This is a genomic window from Dolichospermum sp. FACHB-1091 (assembly GCF_014697585.1).
Lineage (GTDB): Bacteria > Cyanobacteriota > Cyanobacteriia > Cyanobacteriales > Nostocaceae > Dolichospermum.
Genome location: NZ_JACJSB010000001.1, coordinates 110,836 through 129,448, shown reverse-complemented (window position 1 = coordinate 129,448; position 18,613 = coordinate 110,836). Strand labels below are relative to the sequence as shown.

The window sequence follows — 18,613 nt, the reverse complement described above, 5'->3', positions numbered from 1 at the left end:
ACTCCAAAACTAAGCAGTGCAAATAACCATGTCTGGCTGCCTACACTGCTTATTAAGGGAATTTGGTCTTTACCTGAAGACAAAATAAATTTCTACACGCTCAACCAGTCAGACTAATCACAGCACTTATGTGTAATAACTTGTATAATAACTCAAGTTGCTAGTTATCTAGTTGAGACTGGTAATGGGTAATGGGTAATTGGTAATAGGTAATTGGTAATAGGTAATTGGTAATTGGGGATAAAACCCCTGTTTTCATCCTGTTTATCCTTTAATATTGGACATTCTGATTCTGACCAAGAAATTTTAGATTTTAGATTTTAGATTTTAGATTGGGAATTTTCGGTACAAGTAGGGGGCAACGGCCGTTGACCCGTACGGCCGTTGACCCCTACAATTTCAGGGCAGAACTAATCCAAAATTGCTAATCTAAAATCCCCAAGCTCCATACTTGAGGGTGGAGTCAATCCAAAATCCAAAATCGTAAATCCAAAATCCACTGAGAATGTGCCTAAATAGCAGGTTACGTTAATAACTAAGTTTATATGTATATAAATGCGCTTATTACTAATAATATAGTATTTGTAAAAATATATATTGTAGAAGCAATTTATGAATTATAGCCAAGCTAATATAACCATAACTTCCTTTTCAGACTAGCTTTCCAGGAAGTCGGTATGCCAAAAAGCTTTAAGAATAATTCTTAAAGCGTATTGATTAAACAAGCAATCTAGTTGGTAGCTTGTGCAGCCAACATTTCCTTCAGCTTTTCTAACTCCGCCGCCCAACGGGGATCTGGACGAATTGCTTCAGTTTCAACATTTGCAGCAGTCTCACGCGCACTGCCACCACCACCACCGCCGCCGCGTCGGGATTTCTTGCTTTTCTCCCGACGGCCGCCTTCTTTATTGCTGCTAGGAACAGGGGCGCTAGTACCTTGAAGAACTGGTTTGGGGGTTTGTGGTTGTTCTTCACCACCTTCCTCACCTTTAGTTCTTGGTAAGGCCTTTTCTAACTTGATGGGTGTGTCTTTAAACAATTGACCATTATATTTTTCAATAATTTGATCTGCTTGTTCGTCATTATTCACCGTCAAAAAACCGAAGCCACGACATTTGCCTGTTTTCCGGTCTTTAATTAGTTTAGTGGTGACACCATCTCCTTCTTCTGCAAAAACAGCTTGTAACTCTTGACGATCTATTTCTTCTTTGGGCAGATTTCCTATATATAGGCGAATTGACATGGACTATACCTCCAGATTGGGAATAAACAGATAAACAGAGCAAGACAAAAAAACAATCAATTGGCTTTGGCTTTTGAATAGATACTATGGACTAAAACCACCACAAACCAATTTTTTCAATCCCAACTATCAACTTATAGAATACAGTTTTTTGTTGTGATCAAGCTTATTTGGCACGAAGGCATAACTGCACTCGTGGGTTAATATCACCTTAATTTTTGGAATTGTAAATTTAATAGCCAACTATCCACCACAGTAAATTCATTCTTCTTAATTCTTGCCCGCAGAATAAAATACCATTAGTTAACATTATCATGGTATTTCCTATGTAGCTAGTTCCGCAGAAACTTTTCTGCCAACAGCTAAAGGCCGATATTATGATCTCATCGTAGCATGAAACACATTTTAAGGGAAGAGGCAAGGGGGAAAAATTTTTTACTAATAACAACGGACAACGGACTAATGACCCACCAGCACAATATAAGCACCCCAGCCTTGAGCTAAAATAGCAATGGCCAGCATCCAAATAGAATGAGGGCTATTGATTTTTTTGCCATCTTCAGTTTCTAGGCTTTGGATATCTATCCAGGGAGTCCCCCTGCGTCGTAACCAACCTCTAACAATAATCTGTTTACCAATTAGGTCTTGAGGGTGGAATGACTTTCCTAGCCCAGGAATATGATGTAATTTCATTAAACCTTGGCTAGATTTCAGAATTAGGTCTGGTGCTAGACAATTATCAATTCCAGGACGGCCTAATAGTTTACCAGTAAAACGGACTTTAATGCTATCAATTGGTAAAATTGACGGATCTGCAAGTAGGCTGATGAAGTTTTCGTCTTTTTGGACATTAACATCTGTAATCTTGGGAAATAAAGCATTTATCTGTATCAGTGTACCAATGCTAAAGCCAATTAACACAAAACCCAGAACAAAATACCAGTCGTCATAGATCCACTTCAAGTTTAACAAGTGCATAGCATAAGCTGTTTGCCAAAGTAACCAAGTCAGACCAGCCAATATAACACCCAGCGGGATTCCCAACCAAGGGGCAATTTGTAATAAAAAAGATTGGAGAGGGATTAGAATCGGCTGTTGTGGGGTTATTTGGTACAATTCTGTGTTTAAATGCCAGTAGCGAGCTATTTGACAAAGACGTTCAATGCGATCGCCCATTAAAGGATGACTACTATTAATTGTCAACCATTGGCGATAGGGATGAAAGTTTTCCCACTGGAAAAATGATTCAAAGGGTAGATGACCAGCTATACTACCTAAGACTATGCTATGTTGATATGCAACAGGAGCAAGAAGATTCAGGCTTTCTAGTTGCCAACTGGTATGTTCTTTGAGGTTGATATCATGAGCCACACCAATGGAAATTTTCAGTAAAGCCCGAATGAGTCCATTGGGATTACCAGTAATTTCCGCAGCTTGGCGATCGCTATGATAAAGCCTTAATCGAGAATTTAGCAAGGCTGTACCAGTTAGAAGAAACCAAATTCCGTAAATAATAGCCGCTAAAACTGTGGCTGGCCAACGCCAAATTTTACTTTGATGTTGATTTGCCGAAAGTGATATTTGCTGATATAATCCGTAAAATGGTAAGGTAACTAACAGGATTAGGGACATCACCACAAAATCCCAACGCCCAATTTGCCCTAAATTTAAAGCATAGATGGCTGCTATTTCATCATTAGCCAATTGTTCTAATAAACCTTGACTAACAGTTATTCTCGCTGTACGGGGTAAGTTGCCATAACTAATGATTATGGGGGCAGAAATTGGTAAGATTCTCAGTTGGGGACAAAGCCAGCGTCGCTGTTGACAAGTACGTTGTAATACCCTCAGTGTCTCCCGACTGTAGGAATTTAATTTCTCTTTGGATAACTCTTTCTGAGCCAAAAATTTTCCTAGTAACCAGTCGAGTAACCAAGGAGATAATACCATTAAGATCACAAATAATCCTAGAATCAAGGAACTAGGATCATGATATAAAACCTGGGGAGGCTGTAAGTATGGCAATTTATATAGAATTTGGGCAATTAAACCCAATACCAGTTTAAACATTTCTTTGCACATCCAAAATAGTGCTATAAATGTCAAACAAGCAATTAGTCTTGAGTAAATGAAATTAGGCTTAGGCATAGGTTGCCATACTTTAGCTCGTCTAGCCTGCCGCCAATAAACGCTAACTGGTTTGGTATTATTGTGATGATCATCAGCACCAACATAGCCATTTTGTGGCTCTTGTCGGGAAGCATTTAAACCAGAAATATTTCCAGTATGGGTTTCGGGAGGTTTTTGTTTCCGGTTTTTGCTCTTATACAAGTTTTCAAGAGCGCGTTTAGCCCACTCTTGCACCTGGGGGTGGTTACTACTGGAAATCAAATTTTGGCACAAAGCGATCGCTTTAGAGACCTCACCTGTGCGAGCATAGGACATAACTAACCCAACTTGTGCCTGTAAATAAATCTTGTCTTGGTTTTGGACTTTGGCTAGTGGTTCAAGATTAGCTATTGCTGTGTGGTAATTCCCCTGCTTGAGGGCAGCTAAACCAGCCTGTAAACATGATTCAGCGTGAGAAGGCATAGAAATTCGGTACTCCAATCTGTTTTAGGTGACAAAAGCACGCTTATTGAGATACCCTGGTAATTAAAAATTCAAAATTTTGAGATGATTGGTAATGGGTAATGGGTAATTGGTAATGGGTAATGGGTAATTGGTAATGGGTAATGGGTAATGGGTAATTGGTAAAACGAAAAGTAAAGTTGCCCAAAACCTCGTACCTGTTCCCTGTAACCTGTAACCTGTTCCCTGTAACCTGTTCCCTGTAACCTGTTCCCTGTAACCTGTTCCCTGTTCCCTGTAACCTGTTCCCTTGTTATAACGACAATTTTTAACCCCAACCTGCTTATCTAGGTTTCAATTGTTTGTTGATGAGAAAAAACAGGAGCAATAGCAGTTAATTTCAACTCTGGATGATCACCCTCTAACTGTTGACAATTCCATTCGTTGCGGAATAATAATACTGGTCGTCCCATACTATCTTTAACAGTGGTAGTATTGAACAAACGTCCCACCTGCTTTAAAGCTTCCCAACCACCTTCAACCCAACGCGCAACACTGTAGGGTAATAAATCCAAAATAGTTTCTACACCGTACTCATTTTGTAAGCGGAACTGTACCACTTCAAATTGCAACTGACCAACAGCCGCTAAAATCGGTTCACGCTTGGCTTCATCAATTGAATACATAATTTGTACAGCACCTTCTTCTCGCAATTCGGAAACACCTTTTTGAAACTGCTTAAATTTAGAAGGGTTGGGGTTTCTCAATGTAGCAAACAATTCTGGCGAAAAATAAGGGATTCCCTCATATTCTAGCTTTTGACCCGTGTAAATTGTATCACCAATCGCAAAAACACCTGGATTATTTAAACCAATTACATCCCCTGGATAAGCAACATCAATAGATTCCCTTTCTTGAGCAAACAGTTTTTGGGGACGGGATAAACGCACAGCTTTGCCAGTTCGGGCATGATTTACTGTCATATCTTTTTCAAACTTACCTGTACAGACCCGGACAAAAGCCACTCTATCTCGGTGTTTTGGGTCCATGTTGGCTTGCAGTTTGAAAATAAATCCCGTAAATTCTGGATAAGTAGGAGGAATATCCCCGACGCTGCTGCTGTGTGTTCCTGGTTTGAGGGCAAAGTTAAGAAAATTCCTCAGAAATAATTCTACCCCAAAATTGGTCATAGCACTACCAAAAAACACGGGGGTCATTTTGCCAGCGTGTACCAAGTCTAAATCTAGTTCTGGACAAACTCCTTCTAAGAGTTCTAATTCATCTTTAAGTTGGTGGTAAAGTTCTTTTTCTAATAATCCCTCAATTTTACTATCGCCTATATCTATGATAGTTTGCTTTGCTTCCCGACTACCGTGGGCGCTACGTTCAAATAAATGAATTTGCTGTTGTTGACGGTCAAAAACTCCTTTAAAGCGATCGCCCATACCAATAGGCCAATTTACTGCATAGGTCTGTAATCCCAATTCTTTCTCAATCTCATCTAGTAATTCTATCGGTTCTCTGCCCGGACGATCAAGTTTATTCACAAAGGTAAAAATCGGGATTCCCCGCAGTTTACACACTTCAAACAGTTTCCGCGTTTGTGGTTCTAAACCCTTTGCCGCATCTATCAGCATGACTGCATTATCAGCCGCTGCTAAAGTTCGATAAGTATCTTCACTAAAATCTTGGTGTCCGGGAGTATCAAGTAAATTAATTTGACAATTAGAATAAGCAAATTGTAATACCGTTGAAGTTACGGAAATACCCCGTTGTTGTTCCATTGCCATCCAGTCAGAAGTCACTTTCCGCTGGTCTCTTCGCGCTTTTACCGCCCCCGCTTCATGAATCGCACCCCCGTATAATAATAGTTTTTCAGTTAAAGTAGTTTTACCAGCATCAGGGTGAGAAATAATCGCAAAGTTGCGACGTTGTTCCACCGCTTGACCTAGTTCTGCTTGTAGTTCAATGGACATATATGTAATTTCTTTCTCACTTCACTAAATTTAGTCTTTTTCAGGACTAGGAATCAAATTTGTCAATTCTGTTAATTCTCACATCTGATTCAATCTTACCTTGATCAAAAATTTATCAACTAGGTACTTGACAAATACCGGACTTCCCCCCTACTATAACATTGTCTTGTAGGGCTATGTGCCCATATCATATATATTATAATTATATCAATTTGAAGTATAAGTAAATGTCTAGTATCTACACATATATAGCAATATAATGGAAAACTACTTAATAGAATCACCAGATGTTACAGTTATTACTGTTTGCAAAAATGCTGGTCAGGACTTAATTAAGACTTGTAAATCGGTACTTAATCAAACTGGAGTAAACATTCAATTTATTCTACAAGATGGGGTTTCTACTGATGGAACACTTTCTTCTCTGGGTACTTTACAAGATCCCAGAGTTGATATGCTCTCAGAACCAGATTCTGGAATATATGACGCGATGAACCGGGCATTTAAGCGTGTCCGAGGTAAATGGTGTATTTATCTGAATGCTGGAGACAGTTTTTATTCTAATGAGTCCTTGAGCAAGATTTTAGCAGAGGCAGAAAATGATGAGAATACTGATGTTTTTGCTTTTGCGTACTACAATGAATTTGATAAGACTATAACAGTTTATCCAAGAATCATCTCTCGCTACTTTCTGTATCGCAGTGGGGTTTGCCATCAGGTGCAGCTATGGAAAACAGAAGTTCTTGGCAAATATCTTCCTTTTGACCAAAATTACCAAGTTTTAGCAGATCAACATCTGCTCCTTCGAGCATTTTACTCCGGTATCAAAATAAGGTCTTCAGTGACTGTCGGTGTTTTATATAAAGATAGGGGATTCTCTAGTATGCCCAGTGTTCAAGCTCTTAAAAATTCCGAGAGAATGAAAATTCTCAGTAGTTGCTTTAGTCTACTTGAAAAATTATTGTATGGGAGTTTGGAAATTATTCTCTTGAAGCCCCTTCGCTTACAGTTTAATCGAGCATTCCGGTCCACGGCTTTATTTCGTTTTTACAAAATACTCGCCAATCGTCTTAATCGAATTACTTGAAATTAGATAAACTCTGCTGTGTATTCTCTCCTGTCAGGAAAACCCAACCATGTTTAAAGCATTTAATCCTTATATTGTTCGTATACAAGGCTTTTCGTCGTTGCTGATTTGAGGTATGAAAATGATTTTTGATGATTTCAAAACCCTTGTAGGGACGTGATCTGGGTAAGGATTCTCGTTTCTACACCTAAATTCATACCTGATTTGAGCAACGTCGGCTTTTCTGATTCTAGAATATAATATAAATACTCTTGTCCTTGCTCATAGCCTGGCATGAAAATCAAAAATTCGGCAACGCTAATTTTTTTAGCCAAAGCTGAAATCATTAGTTGGTAATCCAGTTACATCAGTTTGGATAGCAAATAAATCACCGGAATAGAAACTCTTTTGAATTTCTTCCTCACTTAACCCAACTGAAGCAGTTGTAATGTAGAGCGTCTGTAGATTCTTCCCACCAAAAGTACAACTAGTAGGACGTTGTACTGGTAAGGGTATCCGCAAAGTTTCCTCTCCCTTGGGGTTAAAACGAATTACGCACCAACCATCCCACATTGCAGACCAGATATTTCCTTCACTATCTATAGTCAGACCATCAGGATAAAAAGATTCACCTATTAAGTCTACAAAAATACAGCGATCGCTAATCTTACCTGTTGTCGGCTCAAAGTTGTAAGCATATATTTTTTGCTGGGCAGAATCAGTTAAGTAAAAAACTTTTTCATCTGGACTCCACCCCAAACCATTGGCAATAGTTAATCCTGTCTCCATCAAATGTAATGAACTATCAGGATCGTAACGATAAAGGCTACCCTGATTTTTACCAGGACACATAGATCCAAACCAGAACCGACCATGGGAATCACATTTACCATCATTGAAACGATTATCTGGGATATCCATCTCAACTGAGATGATAGGACTTACTTCCCCTGTTTGAATATGCAAAAATGCCAATCCATTCCGCTGTGCCATAATCAGTTTATCATGACCTGCGATCGCAATTGAAGCGGCCACATCTCCCACATCAAAAAACAGGTTTTGTCCAGTTGTCGGGTTAAATTGATTTACCCTATGATTATATATATCAACCCAATAAAGCAGACTATTACTAAAGTCCCAGACAGGACCTTCTCCCAACCGAGAACGTGCGGACAAAACATTGTTGAGTTGATATTGATGTGAACTCATATATGCTGATACTTTCGACATTGGCAAAATTTAGAACCCGCAAAGTTAAACTCTTGTATGTAGGCAAAACTATTTGTATAGGCCTTGCTAATTGACGCTCCCCGCCCCATAGAGGGACGGGGATTCTTGTTTCAACGAGCAACCTTGCTCAAAAAGGGTTTCAAAGGATGGAGATTTAATTCTCACCCAATATCTAGTAATTGTCAATTGTCAATTGTCAATTGTCAATTGTCAATTATTAAGCAGTTACTTTCTGACTTTCCAAACGAGTCAATCTTTCAGTTAATAGTTGTTCCAAGGAAATCAAAGCCTTGGTAAAACCATCAATACCTTCTGCCAGTTTATCAGAAGCCATGCGATCCCCATTGTGCATTTGCTCAAAAGTCGCTTGATCAATGGAAATTTTCTCAATTGATAAATCTGCTACCTTTGCCGGATCAAGTTTCCGAGGTAATTCCCCTACAGTATTTTGCAATTCTGCCAACAAACCGGGAGAAATAGTTAACAAATCACAACCAGCCAATTCAGTAATCTCGCCCATATTACGGAAACTAGCACCCATCACCTCAGTTTGATAACCAAACTTTTTAAAGTAGTTATAAATTGTAGTGACAGATAATACACCTGGATCTTCCGCTGGCGGGTAGCTATCCCGGCCTGTATCCTTCTTATACCAGTCAAGAATACGACCAACGAAAGGAGAAATCAAAGTTACACCAGCTTCCGCACAGGCGATCGCTTGATGCAGACCAAACAGTAAAGTTAAGTTACAGTGAATACCTTCTTTTTCCAAAATTTCCGCAGCCTTTATACCTTCCCAAGTAGCTGCAATCTTAATCAAAACACGCTCTTTGGCAACACCAGCGGCTTGATACTGACCAATCAAATTCCGGGCTTTTGCTACAGTTGCATCTGTATCATAAGATAACCGCGCATCTACCTCTGTAGACACACGACCGGGGATAATTTGCAAAATCTTTAATCCAAAGGATACCGCCAAACGGTCAAAAGCCAGAGATACCACCTGTGCTTGACTAGCACCTACACCAGCATCTTTTTTAGCTTTAAGCAGCGTTTGGTCAACTATATCCTGATATTCCGGCATTTGCGCCGCAGCAGTAATCAGTGAGGGATTGGTAGTAGCATCTTGAGGTGTAAACTTTTCAATCGCTTGAATGTCTCCGGTATCCGCTACCACAACGGTTACTGCCCGTAGTGCTTCTAGTAAGTTCTTAGGCATAACATACTCCAATGTCAGTGGTCAGTAGTCAGTGGTCAGTGGTCAGTGGTCAAGGAACAAGGAACAGGAAACAGAGAATTAAGGAATTAGGATTTCCCAATTAGGAATTATCAACTACCCATTTTAGAGGTGTCAAGGCGTAATTGGCTGTCCAATAGAATGCACTTTAATTAAATTGGTTGTTCCAGGTGTACCAATGGGGACACCAGAGGTAATCACAACCTTATCTCCTTCCTTAACTAAACCACTATTGACAACTGTGTCTACCACATTAATAAACATTTCTTCAGCATTGCGAACAGGTTGAATAAGTAGGGGTTCTACACCCCAGGATAAAGCCAATTGACGGTAGGCGGTACAATCAGAGGTAAGAGCAATAATTGGCGTGCTGGGACGGTATTTAGAAACCAGTTTGGCTGTACTTCCCGATGTAGTATTACACAAAATTGCTTTAGCACCAGTTTCATAAGCAATGCGACATACCGCTTGAGATACTGATTCTGTCACTGTCAAACTACCGGCTGTCGGCACCCAAGAATGTCTTTGTCCTTCTTGTAATGCTGTTTCTGTTTGTAATGCAATATTGTGCATCGTTTGCACCGCAGCAATAGGATATTCACCCATGGCTGTTTCTCCAGATAACATAACCGCATCTGTGCCATCTAAAATAGAATTAGCAACATCTGTAGCTTCAGCGCGAGTAGGATCTGGCGCACTAATCATTGATTCTAGCATTTGCGTAGCTGTAATTACTGGTTTACCAGCTTGATTACAACGACGCGCAATTTCTTTTTGAATCAGCGGAACTTGATAAATAGGTACTTCTACTCCTAAATCACCACGAGCAATCATAATTCCGTCAGCAACTTCTAGAATAGCATCTAACTGTTCTACTGCTTCTGCTCTCTCAATTTTAGCAATTAGACGAATTTTTGAACCAGCACCCTCAATCATTCTCCGTGCAGGTTCGAGGTCTTGAGGAGAGCGTACAAAAGAAACCGCCACCCAGTCTACACCTAATTGTATCCCAAAGCGCAAATCCATTAAATCTTTTTCGGTAATCGAACTTAGAGGTAAAGGAGTTGCGGGTAAATTTACACCTTTATGAGAAGAAACCAAACCGCCAATATTAACATGAGCGCGAATTTTATCAGCGTCACGACTAGTAACGGTTAATTTTACTCGACCATCATTAATTAAAATTGGTTCACCACATCGCATCATAGCGAATAGAGTTGGTAGCGGTAAGGGTAACTCATCAACACTTTCACCCTTTTCTTGTAAAAGAAATGTCACCTCACTACCAGCCTCTAACATTAACCCTTCTGGTGGTAATTTTCCCAAACGAATTTTTGGACCACACAAATCTTGCATTATAGCAATAGGTTTGTTTAAGTCATTACTAATACGCCGTAAATTTTGAAAAACTTGAGCGTGAGCATCATAAGCACCATGAGAAAAATTTAACCGCGCCATATTCATTCCCGCTCTGACTATAGCTTCTAATTTCTCAGGTGAAGATGTAGCAGGTCCAATAGTACAAACAATTTTAGTGCGACGCATAATTGTGTAAGGAATAATGGTAAAGTAGCACACCCCATTAAGCCCTTATTTAAAACAATTAACTATGGATAGGCAAACAAAGCTAATTGATTGTCAACAATTAACAATGAATAATTAACAATTGAGAATTGATAATTACCAATTGACAATGAATAACTATCTAAATTAATTGTTCTTTTTTCGCCATTGATAAGATTAAATCAACAACACGGTTAGAATAACCCCATTCGTTATCATACCAAGACACAACCTTAAAGAAATTAGAATTAAGTTCAATTCCCGCTCCTGCATCAAAAATGCTAGAATGACAATTACCCTGAAAATCTGTAGATACTACTTCTTCATCTGTGTAACCTAACACACCAATTAAATTACCTTCCGCAGCTTTTTTCATTGCTAGACAAATTTCTTTGTAAGAAGTAGCTTTAGTAGTTTTAAAAGTTAAATCAACTACAGAAACATCAGGAGTAGGAACTCTAAAAGCCATACCAGTTAATTTACCCTTTAATTCTGGTAATACTAAAGCCACCGCTTTAGCAGCCCCCGTAGCCGAAGGAATAATATTTTGAGACGCACCTCGTCCACCACGCCAATCTTTACGACTAGGACCATCTACCGTAGGTTGAGTTGCAGTCATAGCGTGAACTGTAGTCATTAAACCTTCAGCTAAACCAAAATTATCATTAATGACCTTAGCAATAGGCGCTAAACAATTTGTAGTACAACTAGCATTGGAAACAATTAAATCTTTAACGGGATCAAACAAGTGATGATTTACACCCATCACCATAGTTTTTACTTTTTCCGGTTCTTTTGTTGGTGCAGAAATTACAACCCGTTTTGCACCTGCTTTAAGATGATTTTCAGCCCCAGCATAATCAGTAAAAAGTCCCGTAGATTCAACAACATAATCTACACCAAACTTACCCCAAGGTAGTTCCGCAGGATTTCGCATAGATACACAAGGAATAAAATGACCGTCAATAATAATACCGTCTTCCTTAGCTTCAATCTGACTTTTTAATCTACCGTGAGTAGAATCATACTTGAGAAGATACGCAAGATTATCAGGAGGAACTAAATCATTAATTCCCACAAACTGAATATGAGGATTATTCAAACCAGCGCGTAGCACAAGTCTACCAATACGACCAAATCCATTAATACCAACTTTCAACTTAGTCAAAATTAAACCTCCCGTATTAGGAACTTCAGCAATAACTGGCCGGGTTAATTCTAGTCCGACTTAGTTAATTCTTACAGTTACAAAAGGCATAAAGTTGATTTAACTGGCATATTTTAAGGTTTAATTATTAGTCATTGGTTATTTGCATGATCCGATACATTATTAAAATATCTGTATATTTGTTATGACTTACCGAAAATATCTCTAAAACCCTCTTGTCTTCGTTTTCTTCGTTCCTTCGTGGTTAATTCCTTCCTGAATTGTGAGTAAGTCCTATGTATATTAAATTAATATTTCACATTTTCCCTAACTTCCAATTTTCACCACCAGGTAACTGAATTAAAAGTTCAGCAATAGCTTTTGGTAAATCTTTAACAGAATATACATAAGTCAATTCCAAAAATTTCTTAGCGATAGAAATTACCTCGTCTCTATTGACCATTTCCGCTAATTGAAATTCATTATACATCCCACCCAACACTTCTAAACTAGCATCAGCTATAGCTAATTCAATTTCATCTTCTAACCAACTATCCCATTCATCTTGATTGATATAATAGGATTTTTTATTTTCTTTGAGATTAATATCTTGAATTTCTATTAATGAATTGCGAATAGAAGCAACCCAAGAATTTGTTAATCTTTTCTCGATTTGATTTTTAATCAAATGAATTAATAGCACTTTAAAAAAAGACTTAATTTGTCGTAATATCGCTTTTTTACTCATCCCCTCTAATTCATCAACAATAGCCAAAGCATCGGTATAACGTTGTTCTAAGATACTATTTCTGAGGTCTATTAATTCCTGGGTCATATTGATTACCTCAATTTGAAATTTTACTAAATAAACTTCTACTTCTAGTAGAAACTAGCATTAAGCAATTTTTGGATAGACAACATTAATTTTAGGTTGATATTTATCTGGCTGTTGATTTGTTACCATTATTTCTACATTTTGACCTAATTTAATTAAATAACTTAATAAATTTTAAATTGTAAATTCTTTGAGAATACCGTTAGTTAAATTATTTATTTGTTCAAGTTCTAATCCTAAAATTTGTGCAGCTTGTTGAGGTGTGATTTGTTGCTGTTCTAAAATATCAGCAATTACAGAAGCTAATTTAACTTTTGCTAGTTTTTCTTCTGCATTAGCAAATGCTAAATCTTGAAATATGTTGCCAGAACTGATTGTATAATCTAACATAATCTTTATCTCATGATTCTCTATTTTTTGAAATTTGGATTGCTGTTTGTAATCGCTGGTGAATTAAATCAATAGTTTGTTGAGGTGTTTTGATACCTTTAGGTGATTTTTTCTTGAAAGCGTGGAGAATATACACAGCATCATCTATTTTTATAGCATAAATAGTGCGGTATGTATCAGTTTCATAATTGTTGCGAATTTCAAATACTCCATTAAATCCTTTTAATGTTTTACTAATAGTCCGACTAGTTGAACCTGATTTCATCGCAATTGTAGTATTAATTTGTTTCACAATTCCAAAATCAATTAATACTAACTTACCATCTTTACGCCGCATAATATTGGCAGGTTTAATATCCCGATGAATTACCTTTTCATTTAACTAGGTTTGCTCTGATTCAAAGGTTATGCGCTCCGACTGATATGCGGGTGGCTCAACATGAATTAAAATCCTCACTGGACTGAAACGTTCTTCTAGTTGTCTTTCTACTTCTTCGGTGATAATATGAGCAGTCTCTACATCGCGTGCATCTACAATTAAGTGCATTTCTATAAATACCTGACGGCCAATTACACCACGGGAGGCGATATCATGACAGTTAAGGACACCAGGTACGGAAACTGCAATTGTATGAATTATTTCTGGAGCGATCGCCATTTGGTCTACTAGCCAAGGTAAATTTTCTTTTAAAACTGACCAACCACTCCAAAATACCAGTAAAGCCACCGGGAAAGCCAGTAGCACATCTAACAACTGATAACCCAACCAAACCCCAATTAAACCACCAATAACGGAGATTGTCACCCACACATCACTCATGGTATGGGTAGCATCAGCGACTAAAATCGAACTACCGACTCTTCTCCCGACATTGCGCTCATAAAAGGCGACAAAAATATTTACTCCTAACACAATCAGTAATAACCACAGTTCTATAGGTGATACTTTCACAGGTTCACCACCTTTGATAATTCTTTCTACTGCACCTTGGACAATTTCAAAACAGGCTATACCTAAAAATGCAGCGATACCTAAAGCCCCCACAGCTTCAAATTTATTATGTCCATAAGGATGCTCTCGGTCTGGTAATGGTGAAGAAAACTTAATAGCAACTAATCCTAAGACATTATTAGCACTATCCGTCACACTATGTAAAGCATCCGCTAGTAAACTTAAAGAACCAGTCCAATAACCTACAACGACTTTTAAACCCATGACGAATACATTCAGCAGGAGAGTGATAATTAAAACTTTTCTGACTTCAGTGCGGTTATCGTAAGTCATATATTTATAATTGTGATTTTGGGAAAAAAAAGAATAGAGAATTTATTCTCTTGCTGTACAACAATAGGTATTTATTTCTAGGAATAAATATACAGGAAATAGGTCAAAAGTTGCTAATTAAGAATTAATATCTTTATTACAGAAAAAGATTCTCAACTTCTTTGAGAAGTCGGGTATCTGGGAGCATCTTCAGGTAATATGGATAATTACGAATTATTTTTAATAAGTAGCTTATGTCTTCTGTACCTCTAACACTAAATCTAGTAGAAGGTTCTGTTTCCTTCAGTTTTTCACCCCAAGCAGCGCAAGAATTAAAAGCAGAAATCAATGAATTAATGAAAAGCCTCAAAGCTGTTGCTGCTAAAACCACCCCAAGTACAGGTAAAGTTAGCCCCCAACCCTCCCTGGAATATCGTTATACTGGGGATGTATTTGTAGAGATATTTTGTAATCCTAATATCTGGCCTACTCCCTTTGCGGCTAAAGTTTTGTTAACAATTCGCAATTTAGGTATTCGGTTGACAACAGAAGCGGAACTTACCCGCGTTATTGAGGATCTTAATCAGTATTTAGATCAGTTTTAAATTAGGTAGTAGGGAAAAAGCGGAATTTTTGCCAATAAACATCTGGTGAAAATTAAATGCGCGTATATCTCACTCCTATACAGAGTATGGGAGTGAGATAACCAGATAAGTTAGCACCCCTGACTAAACTTGTCACCAAATTCCGATAGAGGTATTGTTACTAAGCTATTTTTTGCTTGGACTTGCTTTATTAAATATTCTATGTATATACTATGTAATAGGATTTTTAACTAGACAACACCCAAAGTAACCAAGTATGGATTTGGCAATATGAGAAACTCAGTATATAAAGTATTTGCAGAAATCGAGTCTAAAGCCAAACTACTAGCTCAATACTGGGATAACTTTCATACAGAAATATCCCAGCACCTACCGGAGAGTTATCAACCGGAAATACAAGAACTTACCGATAAATTAGAAACAGCATTAACTCAGCTAGTCTACGAACTACAAAATCCTACTCTCACCCTGGCCACAACGGGAACTACCAGCAGTGGTAAAAGCACTCTGGTTAATTTGCTATGTGGTGCGGAAATTGTTCCGGTTGCAGTTAGTGAAATGAGCGCTGGAGCAGTGACAATTGAATATAGTAAAGAAAAATCTCTGATCATTCATGAAACACCAGGGGCGTTATGGGAATGTGGAGAATGGAGAGGAATTAGTGACGATAAAATTTATCAACGTCTTTATCAAGCAATGATAGGTTATATCGAAAATAGAGAAACCCAACCTAATTTAGCCTGTCCCCAATCTACAATTACTTATCCTTTTCGACTGTTAAAAGAATCTCAATTACAATTACCAAAAGGAACAAGAGTAAGAATACTTGATTTACCTGGTTTGGCTTATGTGGGTGATCAAGGTAATGCTAATGTTATTAAACAATGTCGAGAGGCTTTATGTATAGTTACTTATAATAGTGCGGAAACAGATTCTCAGAAAGTAAAAAGTTTATTGCAAGAGGTAGTACAGCAGGTAAAAGATTTAGGAGGTTCTCCTGCAAGAATGCTTTTTGCACTGAATAGGATTGATGTTTTTCGAGCCGATAGAAGCTGGCCAGAATCAGAAAATCGGTTTGTTGAAAAAGCTATTCGTGATATTAAAAATGAATTAACTGAGCAATTAAAGGAATATACAGAAGATATTGAAAATTTAAAAGTAGTTAAACTGAGTACATGGCCTGCTTTGTTAGCTTTGCAAATTCAAAATCAAGATGATATTTACAGTGCTGAAGCTTCTAAAAAGGCAGACAACAATTTTAATGGCTTAATTGAAGATATTTTAGAAGATTTGCCACGTAATACACAAAAATGGAATAGACACGATAAAAATAGAGTTGCTGAAGCATTATGGGAGAAATCCTATGGTGAGGAATTTCAGGAAAATCTCAGGGAACATATTAATAAACATTTTCCACAGTTGGTAATACCACAAATTATAGAACGTTTTAATATAGCTGCTGGAAATGCGATCGCGGAATGGGCAACACAGACAATAAATGCTGTGCTTAATAGTTCGGAGGAACGGTATAATCAGGAATGTGAAAATATAGCACAGATTAGATTATCAATTGAGCGTTTCTTACAAATTAGCGACACAAATTTAAGAGAACCTTTTGAAAGAATAGATACCAAGATTAAACAAGTTATAGCAGAACAGTCAGAAGATGATCCTGTGCTATATCTTGAATCAACAATTTTAGAACTTAAAAATGTAGAACCTTATAATCTATTAGGAGAAAAATTATATCCCCTTTATGACTGGAGAAGGCAATTAGGTCAAGGAATTAACCAAGTATTAGAAGCAGTAGCCAAGTCTTTAGAAACTGGCCGAGTAGATTTAGAAAGTACCAATTTAAAAAAAGCCAATGTTTTAAATGTCAACTTACTCGGAAGAAACTTAAACCGACTTGTAAACTTAGGCTATACTGCTTCCGTAGCTAAAGAAGGTAAAACAATGGAAGCAAGAACTGATTCCGAGAAGAATAGACTTAAACAAATAAATGAGGAATTAAATGAACTAGCTATTCATTTGAATATTGTGATGGAGGATGTATTAAAACAAATTTCTAAGCAAGAATTAAAGAGAATGTACCAAGCAATAGAAGAACTTTTCAATTGTCATTTATCTCATATTGAAAAGGGAGTAAATGATATTGCACCTAATATAGCAATTAAATTTCCAGAATCTCAACTTATTAAAGTTGATAGTCAACTCACATTTAACTTTCGTTTTGAAGCAGGTTTTCCTATTAATCAAGGAACATGGCAAGAAGCAGTACAAGTTAAAAAAAAGAAAAGAACTTGGTATACTTTATGGATGGGTAAAAAAACAGTTTATGAAACAAAATATAAAACACGCTCTAGCGATAATGCCGAAATACCTAGCGTGGAAGATTTACTCACAGGTTGGCTGATTCAGTCGAAAAAGGGAGAAACAGAAATAGTAAACAAAATTGCAAGTTGGCTACTAGAACAAATTGATTGTCTAAAAAAAAATGTAGATAAACTTCAGAATGATATTATTGACCGTTATCAAGCTAGACTTGATAAAGCTAACCAAGAAATTACCCTAGATTATGAAAAGCAACGAAATATTTGGCAACCTATTCAACAAAAAGCTGAAGAACTTGCAGAAGATTTTTCTAGCTTAGAAACAGTTTTAAAATAGGAGTATTAAAATCTAGTGGCAAATGAGAATCCCAAAGACCTATATAATCAAGTTTGTAATAACATATATCCTCAAATAAATGGAAGAGGTCGTTTATATAAGACTATTCAGATAATAGTTGGTGAAGAACAATTACATGAACAAGAAAAAACAAAAAAAATATGTGATTATTTTGGTATAAAACCTTATGCTAATAAAGATGAAGATAAGGAAATCATTAATGATTTGTTGGATGGAATATTAAGAAATGCACCAATTAACAATGTTATCGCTATCATCGCTAAAGTAATAAACCAAGGAGTAAATATGGAGTGGATTTTTGTAGCAGCAGCCTTTACATTTGTTGGATTATTTTTGTATAAGCAAACTATTGATAAAAAGGAACAAGCAAAAATAAAACCTGCGGTTCAAGAAATAAAAGAGCAACCCATTTTTTTACATCCAATCTCTGCTAGTTTATGTCTTGTTGTTTCTGCATCTATAGCAAGTAATTTCATAAACCGTTCAACTTTAAAAATTGATGAGCTAACATACCTGATAGATAATGCTTCTTATTTCTTATGTACTACTGTTGAAGTTGCTAATTCAAATGAGCAAAACTTAGAAATAACTGATGAGAATATTTCACCTGATAGCATACGAGAGGTTTATATTAGAATCAACATTAATGATGGTCGTAATATGATTGATAAAAAGATTCCTTACTATTTAAAGACGAATCTACCACTTCAAGCTCAGTGTACAGTTAAAAAATTAGCTTGTCTTGAAAATTTATCTGGTTTAGAAAAATTTAACCGAGTCTAAGGAGTATCTACA

General features: G+C 37.1%; 17 protein-coding genes. 4 read left to right on the top strand and 13 right to left on the bottom strand.

Annotation, left to right across the window (positions count from 1 at the left end):
* Positions 1-730 precede the first annotated feature (730 nt).
* From H6G25_RS00630 to H6G25_RS00615, 4 genes are all read right to left on the bottom strand, one after another.
* Positions 731-1,243, bottom strand: a complete 513-nt coding sequence (locus H6G25_RS00630; RefSeq protein ID WP_190390832.1) for an RNA-binding protein — start codon at positions 1,241-1,243, stop codon at positions 731-733.
* Positions 1,244-1,702: 459 nt separating this feature from the next.
* Entirely contained in the window at positions 1,703-3,835 is a 2,133-nt protein-coding gene (locus H6G25_RS00625) for a zinc metalloprotease HtpX (RefSeq protein WP_190390831.1), read from the bottom strand.
* Between the two features lie 43 nt (positions 3,836-3,878).
* On the bottom strand, positions 3,879-4,022 hold the full coding sequence (locus H6G25_RS00620; protein WP_190390830.1) for a hypothetical protein: 144 nt from the start codon (positions 4,020-4,022) through the stop codon (positions 3,879-3,881).
* A 139-nt stretch (positions 4,023-4,161) separates the two neighbouring features.
* Positions 4,162-5,790, bottom strand: coding sequence for a peptide chain release factor 3 (locus H6G25_RS00615; protein WP_190390829.1), 1,629 nt, complete (start codon positions 5,788-5,790; stop codon positions 4,162-4,164).
* 259 nt (positions 5,791-6,049) lie between these two features.
* On the opposite strand from H6G25_RS00615, the gene H6G25_RS00610 reads away from it, so the two are divergent.
* Positions 6,050-6,877, top strand: coding sequence for a glycosyltransferase (locus H6G25_RS00610; protein WP_190390828.1), 828 nt, complete (start codon positions 6,050-6,052; stop codon positions 6,875-6,877).
* A 137-nt stretch (positions 6,878-7,014) separates the two neighbouring features.
* On the opposite strand, the gene H6G25_RS00605 is transcribed toward H6G25_RS00610, so the two are convergent.
* The 9 genes from H6G25_RS00605 to H6G25_RS00565 all read right to left on the bottom strand — a co-directional run bounded on the left by H6G25_RS00605 (position 7,015) and on the right by H6G25_RS00565 (position 14,543).
* Positions 7,015-7,203 (bottom strand): hypothetical protein, encoded by a 189-nt coding sequence (locus tag H6G25_RS00605; RefSeq protein ID WP_190390827.1) that lies wholly within the window; start codon positions 7,201-7,203, stop codon positions 7,015-7,017.
* On the bottom strand, positions 7,184-8,065 hold the full coding sequence (locus tag H6G25_RS00600; RefSeq protein WP_242034850.1) for an SMP-30/gluconolactonase/LRE family protein: 882 nt from the start codon (positions 8,063-8,065) through the stop codon (positions 7,184-7,186). The genes H6G25_RS00605 and H6G25_RS00600 overlap by 20 nt, the downstream gene beginning before the upstream one ends.
* A gap of 238 nt (positions 8,066-8,303) precedes the next feature.
* The gene (locus H6G25_RS00595) at positions 8,304-9,305 is read right to left on the bottom strand and encodes a transaldolase (protein WP_190390825.1); all 1,002 of its coding nucleotides are present in this window, start codon (positions 9,303-9,305) and stop codon (positions 8,304-8,306) included.
* Between the two features lie 132 nt (positions 9,306-9,437).
* On the bottom strand, positions 9,438-10,868 hold the full coding sequence (pyk, locus tag H6G25_RS00590) for a pyruvate kinase (RefSeq protein ID WP_190390824.1): 1,431 nt from the start codon (positions 10,866-10,868) through the stop codon (positions 9,438-9,440).
* A 160-nt stretch (positions 10,869-11,028) separates the two neighbouring features.
* The gene (gap, locus tag H6G25_RS00585) at positions 11,029-12,054 is read right to left on the bottom strand and encodes a type I glyceraldehyde-3-phosphate dehydrogenase (RefSeq protein ID WP_190390823.1); all 1,026 of its coding nucleotides are present in this window, start codon (positions 12,052-12,054) and stop codon (positions 11,029-11,031) included.
* A 295-nt stretch (positions 12,055-12,349) separates the two neighbouring features.
* Positions 12,350-12,868, bottom strand: coding sequence for a DUF29 family protein (locus tag H6G25_RS00580; protein WP_190390822.1), 519 nt, complete (start codon positions 12,866-12,868; stop codon positions 12,350-12,352).
* A 174-nt stretch (positions 12,869-13,042) separates the two neighbouring features.
* On the bottom strand, positions 13,043-13,258 hold the full coding sequence (locus H6G25_RS00575; RefSeq protein ID WP_199319607.1) for an XRE family transcriptional regulator: 216 nt from the start codon (positions 13,256-13,258) through the stop codon (positions 13,043-13,045).
* Between the two features lie 10 nt (positions 13,259-13,268).
* The gene (locus H6G25_RS00570) at positions 13,269-13,625 is read right to left on the bottom strand and encodes a type II toxin-antitoxin system RelE/ParE family toxin (RefSeq protein WP_347239135.1); all 357 of its coding nucleotides are present in this window, start codon (positions 13,623-13,625) and stop codon (positions 13,269-13,271) included.
* Between the two features lie 15 nt (positions 13,626-13,640).
* Complete coding sequence (locus tag H6G25_RS00565; RefSeq protein ID WP_190390821.1) at positions 13,641-14,543, bottom strand: cation diffusion facilitator family transporter; 903 nt, start codon at positions 14,541-14,543, stop codon at positions 13,641-13,643.
* A 233-nt stretch (positions 14,544-14,776) separates the two neighbouring features.
* Here H6G25_RS00565 and H6G25_RS00560 point away from each other — a divergent pair, with 233 nt between their 5' ends.
* The 3 genes from H6G25_RS00560 to H6G25_RS00550 all read left to right on the top strand — a co-directional run bounded on the left by H6G25_RS00560 (position 14,777) and on the right by H6G25_RS00550 (position 18,601).
* Positions 14,777-15,127: a hypothetical protein gene (locus H6G25_RS00560; protein WP_190390820.1), complete on the top strand. Its 351-nt coding sequence runs from the start codon at positions 14,777-14,779 to the stop codon at positions 15,125-15,127.
* Between the two features lie 270 nt (positions 15,128-15,397).
* Positions 15,398-17,797, top strand: a complete 2,400-nt coding sequence (locus H6G25_RS00555) for a dynamin family protein (protein ID WP_190390819.1) — start codon at positions 15,398-15,400, stop codon at positions 17,795-17,797.
* Between the two features lie 15 nt (positions 17,798-17,812).
* Positions 17,813-18,601, top strand: coding sequence for a hypothetical protein (locus tag H6G25_RS00550; RefSeq protein WP_190390818.1), 789 nt, complete (start codon positions 17,813-17,815; stop codon positions 18,599-18,601).
* Positions 18,602-18,613 lie beyond the last annotated feature (12 nt).

Bases quoted from the DNA above. Each gene is read 5' to 3' on its own strand.
- H6G25_RS00580 (WP_190390822.1), bottom strand. From the start codon at position 12,868: ATGACCCAGGAATTAATAGACCTCAGAAATAGTATCTTAGAACAACGT.
- H6G25_RS00605 (WP_190390827.1), bottom strand. From the start codon at position 7,203: ATGATTTCAGCTTTGGCTAAAAAAATTAGCGTTGCCGAATTTTTGATT.
- H6G25_RS00555 (WP_190390819.1), top strand. From the start codon at position 15,398: ATGAGAAACTCAGTATATAAAGTATTTGCAGAAATCGAGTCTAAAGCC.
- H6G25_RS00610 (WP_190390828.1), top strand. From the start codon at position 6,050: ATGGAAAACTACTTAATAGAATCACCAGATGTTACAGTTATTACTGTT.
- H6G25_RS00595 (WP_190390825.1), bottom strand. From the start codon at position 9,305: ATGCCTAAGAACTTACTAGAAGCACTACGGGCAGTAACCGTTGTGGTA.
- H6G25_RS00615 (WP_190390829.1), bottom strand. From the start codon at position 5,790: ATGTCCATTGAACTACAAGCAGAACTAGGTCAAGCGGTGGAACAACGT.
- H6G25_RS00600 (WP_242034850.1), bottom strand. From the start codon at position 8,065: ATGAGTTCACATCAATATCAACTCAACAATGTTTTGTCCGCACGTTCT.
- H6G25_RS00575 (WP_199319607.1), bottom strand. From the start codon at position 13,258: ATGTTAGATTATACAATCAGTTCTGGCAACATATTTCAAGATTTAGCA.
- H6G25_RS00630 (WP_190390832.1), bottom strand. From the start codon at position 1,243: ATGTCAATTCGCCTATATATAGGAAATCTGCCCAAAGAAGAAATAGAT.
- H6G25_RS00560 (WP_190390820.1), top strand. From the start codon at position 14,777: ATGTCTTCTGTACCTCTAACACTAAATCTAGTAGAAGGTTCTGTTTCC.
- pyk (WP_190390824.1), bottom strand. From the start codon at position 10,868: ATGCGTCGCACTAAAATTGTTTGTACTATTGGACCTGCTACATCTTCA.
- H6G25_RS00625 (WP_190390831.1), bottom strand. From the start codon at position 3,835: ATGCCTTCTCACGCTGAATCATGTTTACAGGCTGGTTTAGCTGCCCTC.
- H6G25_RS00565 (WP_190390821.1), bottom strand. From the start codon at position 14,543: ATGACTTACGATAACCGCACTGAAGTCAGAAAAGTTTTAATTATCACT.